Source organism: Brevibacterium rongguiense, from assembly GCF_009857845.1.
GTDB lineage: Bacteria > Actinomycetota > Actinomycetes > Actinomycetales > Brevibacteriaceae > Brevibacterium > Brevibacterium rongguiense.
In genome coordinates this window covers 1-10,212 of record NZ_WWEQ01000080.1, presented here as the reverse complement: position 1 = coordinate 10,212, position 10,212 = coordinate 1, and the positions used below count along the sequence as shown (strand labels likewise).

Below are 10,212 nucleotides of genomic sequence, written 5' to 3'. Positions count from 1 at the left end.
ATCTGCCCAAGCCCGCCCCCCGCCCTGCCGCCGGCGCCCGGCCCCAGGGCGGTGCCCGGCCCGCACCCGCCCGCCGCTCGGGCGACACCCGGCGCGAATCGGAGCCCGAGGTGCTCACCGGCGCCCAGGCGATCGTGCGCAGCCTCGAGCTGCTGGGCGTCACGGACGTCTTCGGGCTGCCCGGCGGCACGATCCTGCCCACCTACGATCCGCTGCTGGACTCGGAGATCATCAACCACATCCTCGTGCGCCACGAGCAGGGCGCCGGGCACGCGGCGGAGGGCTACGCCGCGGCAACCGGCAGGGTGGGCGTGTGCATCGCGACCTCCGGGCCCGGTGCCACGAACCTCGTGACTGCGCTCGCCGACGCCCACATGGACTCCGTGCCGATCATGGCGATCACGGGCCAGCAGGCCTCGAACCTGCTGGGCACGGACGCCTTCCAGGAGGCCGACATCGTGGGCATGACGATGCCCGTGACCAAGCACAGCTTCCTCGTCACGCGCACCGAGGACATCCCGCAGGCCATCCTCAGCGCCCACCACATCGCCTCGACGGGCCGCCCCGGCCCCGTGCTCGTGGACGTGACGAAGGACGCGCAGGCGAGCACCGCGCCGTTCGTATGGCCGGACGTGCCCGCGCTGCCCGGCTACAAGCCGGTGCTCAAGCCCCACGCCAAGCAGATCCGCGAGGCCGCGGCCCTCATCGCGAAGGCCAAGCGGCCCGTCATCTACGCCGGCGGCGGGGTCATCCGCTCCGGCGCGGCCAAGGAGCTCCTCGCGCTCGCCGAAGCGACGAACATCCCCGTGGCCACCACCCTCATGGCGCGCGGCGCCTTCCCGGACACGCACCCGCAGCACGTGGGGATGCCCGGCATGCACGGGTCCGTGGCCGCGGTCGCCTCGTTCCAGAAGTCGGATCTGCTCATCGCGATCGGCTCGCGCTTCGATGACCGGGTCACGGGCGACCTCGACTCGTTCGCACCGCGGGCCAAAGTCATCCACGCAGACATCGACCCCGCGGAGATCGGCAAGAACCGCGAGGCCGAGGTCCCCATCGTCGGCGATGCCCGCGAGGTCCTCGCCGAACTCCTCGCGGAGCTCAAGTCCGAGCACCCGCAGGCGCTCGAGGACCCGCGCGAGAAGTGGTGGGCCACCGTGCGCGGCTGGAAGGAGACGTACCCGCTGGGCTACGACGCCAACGACGAGGGACTGTGCGATCCGCAGTACGTCATCCAGCGCATCTCCGCCCTCACCGGGCCGGAGGGCATCTACGTGGCAGGCGTCGGCCAGCACCAGATGTGGGCCAGCCAGTTCGTCACGTACGACCGGCCCAACTCCTGGCTCAACTCCGGCGGCGCCGGCACCATGGGCTACGCGGTGCCCGCGGCGATGGGCGCCAAGGTGGGGGAGCCCGACCGCACCGTCTGGGCGATCGACGGCGACGGCTGCTTCCAGATGACCAACCAGGAGCTCGCCACCTGCGTCATCTGCAGCATCCCGATCAAGGTCGCGATCATCAACAACTCCTCGCTCGGCATGGTCCGCCAGTGGCAGACGCTCTTCTACGACGGGCGCTACTCGAACACGGACCTCAACACCGGCCACAACAGCATCCGCGTGCCGGACTTCGTCAAGCTCGCGGAGGCCTACGGTGCCTACGGCAGGCGCGTGGACCGCAACGAGGACGTCGACGCGGCGGTGGAGGAGGCGCTGGCGATCGACGACCGGCCCGTCGTCCTCGACTTCACGGTCCCCGCCGACGCGATGGTCTGGCCCATGGTCGCGGCGGGCGTGAGCAACGATGAGATCCAGTACGCCCGGGACCTGCGCCCGGACTTCGAGGAGGAAGAGGAAGAGGAGGGGCTGGCATGAGCCGCCACACGCTCTCGGTGCTCGTGGAGAACAAGCCCGGCGTCCTGACCCGCTTCTCCGGCCTCATCGCCCGGCGCGGCTTCAACATCGACTCACTGGCGGTGGGAACCACCGGCTACGAGGAGCTCTCGCGCATCACCGTGGTCGTCGACGTCCACGATGTGCCGCTCGAGCAGGTGACCAAGCAGCTCAACAAGCTCGTCAACGTCATCAAGATCGTCGAACTGGAGCCCGAGGCCTCGGTGCGGCGCGCGCACATGATCTTCAAGGTCCGCGCCGATGCGGCCTCGCGCGCCCAGATCGCCGCCGCAGTCGAGATGTTCCGCGCCCACATCGTGGATGTCTCCCCGGACACGGTCTGCGTCGAGGCCACCGGAGAGCAGGGCAAGCTCGACGCCCTGCGCCAGGTCCTCGAGCCCTTCGGCATCAAGGAGATCGTCCAGTCCGGCACCGTGGCGATCGGGCGCGGGTCGAAGTCGATCACGGACAAGGCGCCGCGCGCCTGACCCGCCGCCGAGGCGCGGGCCGGCGCCCGCCGTTCCCGCACCTCGGGCGCGGGCCGGCTGCCCACGGGGGCCGCCCGGCATGTGAACGTACCCGGGACCGCGTCCCACACCAGCTACCATCATTCGAGACACCTACTTGAGGAGATTGATTCCCATGGCAGAGCGCTACTACGACGACGATGCGGACCTGGCGGTCATCCAGGGCAAGAAGGTCGCAGTCATCGGCTTCGGCAGCCAGGGCCACGCGCACGCGCTGAGCCTGCGCGATTCCGGCGTCGACGTCCGGATCGGCCTGGCCGCATCCTCGAAGACGCGGGACCGCGCCGAGGCGCAGGGCTTCACCGTCGGCACCCCGGCCGAGGTCGCCGAGTGGGCAGACCTCATCGTCATCCTCGCCCCGGACCAGGTCCAGGCCGACATCTACAAGGACGAGATCCAGGACAAGCTGACCCCGGGCAAGGCCCTGCTGTTCAGCCACGGCTTCAACATCCGCTTCGGCTACATCGAGGCGCCCGAGGGCGTCGACGTCATGATGGTCGCGCCCAAGGGCCCCGGCCACGTGGTCCGCCGCGAGTTCGTCGACGGCCGCGGCGTGCCCGTGCTCGTCGCCGTCGAGGTCGACGCGACCGGCACCGCCTGGGACACCGTCATGTCGTACGCGAAGGCGATCGGCGGGCTGCGCGCCGGCGGCATCAAGACGACGTTCACGGAGGAGACGGAGACCGACCTGTTCGGCGAGCAGACCGTGCTCTGCGGCGGCGTCTCCCACCTCGTCCAGTACGGCTTCGAGACCCTCACCGAGGCCGGCTACCAGCCGGAGATCGCCTACTTCGAGGTGCTCCACGAGCTCAAGCTCATCGTCGACCTCATGGTCGAGGGCGGCATCGCCAAGCAGCGCTGGTCCTGCTCCGACACCGCGGAGTACGGCGACTACGTCTCCGGCCCCCGCGTCATCACGCCGGAGGTCAAGGAGCACATGAAGGAGGTCCTCGCGGACATCCAGAACGGCTCGTTCGCCCAGCGATTCATGGACGACCAGAAGAACGGCGCGAAGGAATTCAACGAGCTGCGCGCCAAGGAGGAGAAGCACCCGATCGAGGCGACCGGGCGCGAGCTGCGCAAGATGTTCGCGTGGCTCAAGGACTCTGACGACGACTACACCGAGGGCACCGCGGCGCGCTGACCCGGCACCCTTCACCTGCGCGCTGCACCTGAGCGCCCAGCACGTGGGCGGACGCCCCGGCGAGGAGACTCGCCGGGGCGTTTGCGCGTTCGGGCCCCTGCAGACGGGCTGCCGTGCAGACGGGCTGCCTGCGATACTGGCCCGCATGGCGCCCCGCTACCTCTACCCCCTGGCCCAGCACCCCGATGCGCCGCACCTGCTCGTGCCCTCGCGGCTGTTCCCCTGGGTGGGCTTCGGCTGGGCGCTGGGCGCCTTCCTCGTCCTGCCCGTGCTCGCGCTCCTCGCCATCATGGGCGGCCAGGGCAGCCGCAGCCAGGGCGGCGCCGCGGTGTCCACCGCCGCCCTGGGCATCGTCGTGGGGATCGAGGCGCTCATGCTCGCCTGGGGCGCTGTCCATGCCGTGCGCCTCGTGGGCCTGCACCGCCGGCTCACTGCGAGCCTCGACCGCATCGTCGCGCCGCCGGCGCACTACCTGGAGCAGGTGCGCCGGGCGGATGCGGACTTCGCGCGCCGCGATGAGCGGGCCGGCGCGATTCGGCTCCTCGTCGTCTGCCAGGCGTGGGCCGGCCGCCTCGTCGACCTCTTCGCCCGCGGCGGCCCGGACAGCGACGGCCCCTACGATGCGCACGGCCGGGTCTTCCGCGCCGCGCAGGCGCCGCGCACGGCCTTCCTCACCTCCGCGATCTGGCTGAGTGCGTGGTGGCTGCTGCTCTTCGGCTTCACGGCGGTCGGCTCGCCCGGGGGCCTGCCGGCGCTCCCGGCGCTGGGATTCGCGCACTTCGCGGTGAGCGGTCTCCTGCTCGCGGAGCTGTGGATCATCGCGGGCGTGCGCTTCTCGCTCGACCGCGGGATCCGGGCGCGCCTGCGCCGCCTCGAGCTGCAGCGGTTCTGAGCCGCCGCCGGCTCGGGCCGGCAGCGCGCACCGTCACTGCGCTCAGTGGGCGCGGGCCGCCTCCCGGCGGCGCGCCTGCGCGATCGGATCTGCCACGGGAGCTGCGCTGATGAGCTCCCGGGTGTAGTCCGAGGTGGGCCGGCGCAGCACCTGCTCGGCGCCGCCGGACTCCACGACCGCGCCGCCGCGCAGCACGACCACGTGCGCGGCGATCTGCTCGATGACGGCCAGGTCGTGGCTGATGAAGAGCGAGGCGAACGCGCGCTCGTCGTGCAGCTCGCGCAGCAGTTCGAGCACCCCGGCCTGCACGGAGACATCGAGCGCGGAGGTGGGCTCGTCCGCGATGAGCAGGTCCGGGTCCAGCGCGAGCGCCCGGGCGATCGACACGCGCTGCTTCTGCCCGCCGGAGAGCTCATGGGGCATGCGCTCACCGGTGCCCGCGGGCAGCCGCACCTCGTCCAGCAGCGCGGCGACGCGCTGCCGGATCGCCCCGTGGCCCAGGTCCGTGTGCGTGCGCAGGGGCTGGGCGAGCTGGGCCCCGACCGTGCGGCGGGGGTTGAGGGAGCCCGCGGGATCCTGGAACACGGTGCCGATGCGGGCCCTCACCCGGCGCTGCTCGCGGCCGTTGCCCGGCCGGACCCGGGTGCCGGCCACCTCCGCCCACCCCGAGGTGAGCGCCTGCTGGCCCACGAGCACGTTCGCGATCGTGGACTTGCCCGAGCCGGACTCGCCCACGAGCCCCACGACCGTGCCGCGCGGCACCTCGAGGCTCACTCCGTCCAGTGCCCGCGTACCGCCGCGGCCGCCGTGGACGACGACTGCCTCGTGCAGCCGCGCCGCTGGGGAATCTTCACCGCGCTGCTCGGCCCGCGGAGCTCCCTGCGCTCCCTGCGCGTGCGCGCCCGCGGGCTGGGGTGGGCGCGTCGAGGCGCGCGCACCGCCCTGCGCATTCGAAGCCGCCGCACCGTCCGGCGCATGCGGCGCCGCCGGACCGTCCTTCGCGCGCTCCTCCGAGCGCGCGCGGACCCGCGCCTCGGGCTGGGCCTCCGCGCCCTCGCCCAGGCCGGTGAGGCGGGGCACGGAGGCCAGCAGCGTGCGCGTGTAGGCGTGCTGCGGATGGGCGAAGAGCTGCTCGACGGGTGCCGCCTCGACGATCCGGCCCTCGCGCATGACCGCCACGTCGTCGGCGACATCGGCGACGACGCCCATGTCGTGGGTGATGAGGAGGACGGCGCGCTCCCGGGCGATCGAGCGCAGGAGGTCGAGGATCTCCGCCTGGACCGTGACGTCGAGCGCGGTGGTGGGCTCGTCGGCGATGAGGAGCTCCGGGTCGTGGATCGTGGCCAGTGCGATCATGGCCCGCTGGAGCTGGCCGCCGGAGAGCTCGTGGGGGAAGGACCGCGCGATCCGCTCCGGATCGGCGAGGCCCGCCGCGCGCAGCGCGGTCAGCACGCGGGCCCGCGCGGCCTCGCGGCTCACCCGCTCGCCGTGCGCGCTCAGCGCCTCCGCGATGAGGCGGCCCACCCGGTACATGGGGTCGCAGGCGCCCATGGGCTCCTGGAAGACCATCCCGATGCGCAGGCCGCGCACCGCGCGCAGCACCTCCGGGGGCGCGCCCACGAGCTGCGTGCCGTCGGCCAGCACGGCGCTGCCGGCGGCGTGCGCGGACCCGCCGGCCAGGCCCACGAGCGAGAGCGCGGTGACCGACTTGCCGGATCCCGATTCGCCGACGAGCGCCAGCACGCTGGCCTCGCGCACGCGCAGGTCGACGTCGTGGGTCACCGGGTGCGCGCCGAAGCGCACGCTCAGCCCGCGCACGTCCAGCACGGGCTCCGGTGCCGTCATCGCATCCTCCATGGCAGTTTTCTCATCCCCTCCAGCCGCTCGGCCTGCCGCTCAGCCCTTGAGTGAGGCCTTCAGGTAGTTCGGGTAGGCCGGGAACGAGCCGATCGCGAAGTTCTCCACGTTCGAGCCGTGCAGGAACGAGTTCTTCGTGTAGATGAGCGGGACCACCGGGGCATCCTGCATGATGCGCCGGTCCGCCTTCGCCCACAGCTCCTGCGCCTTGGACTGGTCGACCTCCTCGGTCGCCTGGGCGATGAGCCCGTCGACTTCCTTGTTGGAGTAGCGGGAGATGTTGTAGTTGCCCCCGCCGATCTGCGAGGAGTCGAACAGCGGCTGGATGTTGCCGTTGGCCGACGGGAAGTCCGGCTGCCAGGAGCCCAGGTAGAGGTCGTAGTCCGGCTTGCCGGTCGTGGCGTCCGCGGCAAGCGAATCGGAGTCCTCGGCCTTGATCTTCACCTTGATGCCGGCCCGCTGGAGGCCCTGCTGGATCGCCTCGGCCTGCGAGACGGAGGTCGAGTCGTTCTTCGTCAGCATGGTGAGCGTGCCCAACGACTGGCCGGAGTCCTTGAGCAGCGCCTTCGCCTTGTCCACGTCGCCGGACTCCGGCGCCTGGTAGTCGTTGTAGTCCTGGCGCCCGGGGATGCCCGGGGTGATGAGGGTGGAGGCGAAGTCGCCGGCGATCTCCCCGCCGGCGGCCACGCGGAACGCGTTCTTGTCCACCGCGTACTCGAAGGCCTTGCGCACCGTGGGGTTGTCGAGGCCCTTGGACTCGACGTTCATCGCCAGGTAGGCCAGCGCACCGTCGCCGGAGGTGACGAGGCGCGACTTCGCCGCCGAATTCTGCTGGACCTGGGCGAGCTGCGCGGCCGGCACGAAGTCGGCCGTGAAGCTGTTCGCGGCATCTCCGGAGTCCGCGACGATCGACTGCGCGGCGACCGTGGGATCCTGGCCGAGCTGGAACGTGATGGAGTCCGGCCCGGCCGTGCGGACCTCGTCCGTGTCCGCGCTCCACTCGGGGTTGCGCTCGAGCACGGAGGAGCTGCCCGAGGCGTTCGACTTCACCCGGTAGGGGCCGGTCGCGACGGGCTTGTCCGCGTACTTCTGCGGATCGTCCTTGGCCTTGGGCACCGCGGAGAACGCCGGCATCGAGGCGATCCAGGGGAAGTCTCCGTAGGCGGAGGAGAGGTGGAAGACGAGCGTCGCGTCGTCCGGGGTCTCGATCGAGGCGAGCTCCTTGCCCTTGTACGGCCCGGAGTAGTCCTTGCCCCCGGCCAGCAGGGCCTTGTGGTAGCTCAGGCCGCCGGAGAGCTCCGGGGCGAACGAGCGCTCGATGCCGTACTTGACGTCCGCGGCCCGGATCGCGGTGCCGTCCTCGAACTTCAGCCCGTCCTTGAGCCGGAACGTCCAGGTCTTGCCGCCGTCGCTGGCCTTCCCGGTGTCCTGGGCCATGTCCGGAACCACCTGCGGCTCCGCGCCCGGCTCGATCTTCCACGTCGTCAGGCGCCGCTCGACGAGGCCCAGCGACGTGATCGCGAGGCTCTGGCTCTTCGCCGGATCCCAGTCCATCTGCGTCTGCGAGCTCAGGATGCTCAGGGCGCCACCGCGGTGCGTCTCGCCCAGCCCGCCCTGTCCGCCGCTCGTGTCGTCCAAGTCGTTGGCGTGGCAGCCGGCCAGTGCCAGTGCCGCCGTGATCGCCGCGGCGGCGAAAGCCGTTGTCTTCATTGCAGGTCCTTGTCGTTGTGCTGAGTCTGGGCCGCGCCCGAGGCGCGGGGCGGCCGCCCGTGGCGGGCGCCGGCCGCGCATGGCGCGGCGGATCGGAGGCGGGCGGGCAACGGGTGCCGGCCGGCGCCTCGGCGGCGGTGACATCGCCGGCCCGGCGGGTGCCGGAAGGCCAGCCTAGGGGCGTAGGCCAGGCGCGGCACCCGGGCCGCGCACGTGGCCGCCGGGCTCACGACGGGGCCCCGATGCGCGGGTCGAGCGCGCCGTAGAGCAGGTCGACGGCGAAGTTGGCGAGGACGACGGCGAGGGCGGCGAAGAGCGTGACGCCCACGATGATCTGCAGGTCGAGCGCGTTCACCGCGTCGAGGAGCAGTCCGCCCACGCCCTGGATGGCGAAGACCTTCTCCGTGATGACGGTGCCGCCCAGCAGGGAGCCGAAGTCGAGGGCGACGAGCGTGGCGATGGGCACGACGAGGTTGCGCAGCCCGTGGCGGGTGACGACGGCGGACTCCTTGAGCCCGATCGAGCGCGCCGTGCGGATGAAGTCCATGCCCATGACCTCGATGAGCGAGCCGCGGGTCAGGCGCGTGTAGATCGCGCCGTTGATGATCGCGAGCACCGTCCACGGCATGATGAGGTGGAACGCCCAGCCGCCCGGGGACTCGCTCAGCGGCACGTAGCCGCCGATCGGCAGGACGTTGAGCGTGAACCCGAAGAGCAGGATGAACAGCAGCCCCACGAGGTAGGCCGGGGCGGAGACGCCCAGGACCGAGGCGCCCATGAGCAGGCGGTCGGCGGCGCGCCCGCGGCGCAGCGCGGCGATGACGCCGGCGCCCACGCCCACGACGGTCCACAGCAGGAGCGCGCCCAGGGCGATCGAGAGGGTCACGGGCAGGCGCTCGGCGAGTAGCGACGTGACGTCGGTGTGGAGGCGGAACGAGTACCCGAAGCAGGGCGCGGCGCAGTGGATCGCGGTGGCGCCGTCGCCGAACGTGCGGCCGGCGACGATGCCCCACAGGAAGGCGCCGAGCTGGGCGAACCACGGCCGGTCGAGGCCCATGTAGGACTGGACCTCGACGAGCCGGTCCGGGGTGCACGGCTTGCCGCAGGACAGCTGGGCGGGGTTGTTCGGCAGCAGGTAGAAGATGGCGAAGCTCGCCGCCGCGATGACGAGGAGCACGGCGAGCGCGCCGCCCAGCCGGCCCGCGGCGAAGCGTAGGTAGCCCAGCGCCCGGCTCATCGGATGGCCTCCTCGGCGGCCGCGGGGGCGCCCGCGTCCGCGCCGGTCTCCGCGGTGCGCGGGTCGAGCGCATCGCGCAGGCCGTCGCCGAAGAGCGTGAAGCCCAGGGTGACGACGAACAGCGCGGCACCGGGGAAGACGAGGTAGAGGGGGTCGACCTGGACCCACTCGACGGCCGAGGAGATGGTCCGGCCCCAGGAGGGGGTGGGCGGGTTGATGCCGACGCCCAGGAAGCTCAGCGCCGCCTCGGTGCCGATCTTCGCCGGCAGGCTCATCGTGGTGAACACAATGATCGTGGCGGCGAGGTTGGGCAGGATCTCGCGGATGAGGATCGTGCCGGCCGGGATGCCGGTGGCGCGGGCGGCGCGCACGAAGCCGCGCGAGCGCAGGCTCAGCGCCTCGGAGCGGACCACGCGCGCGATGCTCGGCCAGCCGAAGAGCCCGATGACGGCCACGAGCACGACGGACTTGGGGAAGCGGTCCGGCACGACCGCCGAGAGCGCGATCGCGAAGATGAGGAACGGGAAGCCGAAGACCACGTCGGTGAACCGGCTGAGCAGCCGGTCGGCGAGCCCGCCGAAGTAGCCGGCCGTGATGCCCACGGCCACGCCGATGATGACGGAGACGACCGTGGCCGCCAGGCCGATGAAGAGCGAGACGTGCGAGCCCCACAGGACGATCGCGAGCAGATCCCGGCCGGTGCGGGGCTCGAGGCCGAACGGGTGCGCCGCGCTCATCCCGCCCAGGGGGCCCGCCGGCGCGGTGTTGGCCGCGAGCAGGTCCGTGTTGTACGTGTACGGGTCGTTGCCGCTGAGCGCCGTGTACAGCGGCGCGGCGGGGATCATGAGCACGGCGAGCGCCACGAGCGCGACGCCGATGAGCGCCGCGGGGTCCGTGCGCAGCCGGTGCAGCGGGCCGCGGCCGGCTCCGCGCGCCGACCGGCGCCGGCCGGC

At 72.1% G+C, this 10,212-nt stretch carries 8 protein-coding genes; 4 read left to right on the top strand and 4 right to left on the bottom strand.

The genetic code is table 11. The annotated features are described in order from the left end of the window. Positions 1–2: 2 nt before the first annotated feature. The 4 genes from GSY69_RS12790 to GSY69_RS12775 all read left to right on the top strand — a co-directional run bounded on the left by GSY69_RS12790 (position 3) and on the right by GSY69_RS12775 (position 4,455). A complete protein-coding gene (locus tag GSY69_RS12790; RefSeq protein ID WP_160954227.1) occupies positions 3–1,874 on the top strand; it encodes an acetolactate synthase large subunit in 1,872 nt (623 codons plus the stop codon). Then, positions 1,871–2,380: an acetolactate synthase small subunit gene (gene ilvN / locus GSY69_RS12785; protein ID WP_160954226.1), complete on the top strand. Its 510-nt coding sequence runs from the start codon at positions 1,871–1,873 to the stop codon at positions 2,378–2,380. The genes GSY69_RS12790 and ilvN overlap by 4 nt, the downstream gene beginning before the upstream one ends. A 154-nt stretch (positions 2,381–2,534) precedes the next feature. Continuing rightward, positions 2,535–3,563 carry a ketol-acid reductoisomerase gene (ilvC, locus tag GSY69_RS12780; protein ID WP_160954225.1) on the top strand — a complete coding sequence of 343 codons (1,029 nt, stop codon included), beginning with the start codon at positions 2,535–2,537 and terminating at the stop codon, positions 3,561–3,563. A 145-nt stretch (positions 3,564–3,708) separates the two neighbouring features. Further along, positions 3,709–4,455, top strand: a complete 747-nt coding sequence (locus GSY69_RS12775) for a hypothetical protein (protein ID WP_160954224.1) — start codon at positions 3,709–3,711, stop codon at positions 4,453–4,455. 42 nt (positions 4,456–4,497) lie between these two features. Here the strand turns inward: GSY69_RS12775 and GSY69_RS12770 are convergent, their stop codons facing one another. From GSY69_RS12770 to GSY69_RS12755, 4 genes are all read right to left on the bottom strand, one after another. Continuing rightward, positions 4,498–6,312, bottom strand: coding sequence for an ATP-binding cassette domain-containing protein (locus GSY69_RS12770; RefSeq protein ID WP_235936550.1), 1,815 nt, complete (start codon positions 6,310–6,312; stop codon positions 4,498–4,500). 39 nt (positions 6,313–6,351) lie between these two features. Beyond that, positions 6,352–8,022, bottom strand: a complete 1,671-nt coding sequence (locus GSY69_RS12765; protein ID WP_160954223.1) for an ABC transporter substrate-binding protein — start codon at positions 8,020–8,022, stop codon at positions 6,352–6,354. 226 nt (positions 8,023–8,248) lie between these two features. After that, a complete protein-coding gene (locus tag GSY69_RS12760; protein ID WP_160954222.1) occupies positions 8,249–9,259 on the bottom strand; it encodes an ABC transporter permease in 1,011 nt (336 codons plus the stop codon). Next, positions 9,256–10,212 (bottom strand): ABC transporter permease (locus tag GSY69_RS12755; protein WP_407925027.1); only part of this gene is annotated, 957 nt, incomplete at its 5' end. The genes GSY69_RS12755 and GSY69_RS12760, both read right to left, overlap by 4 nt.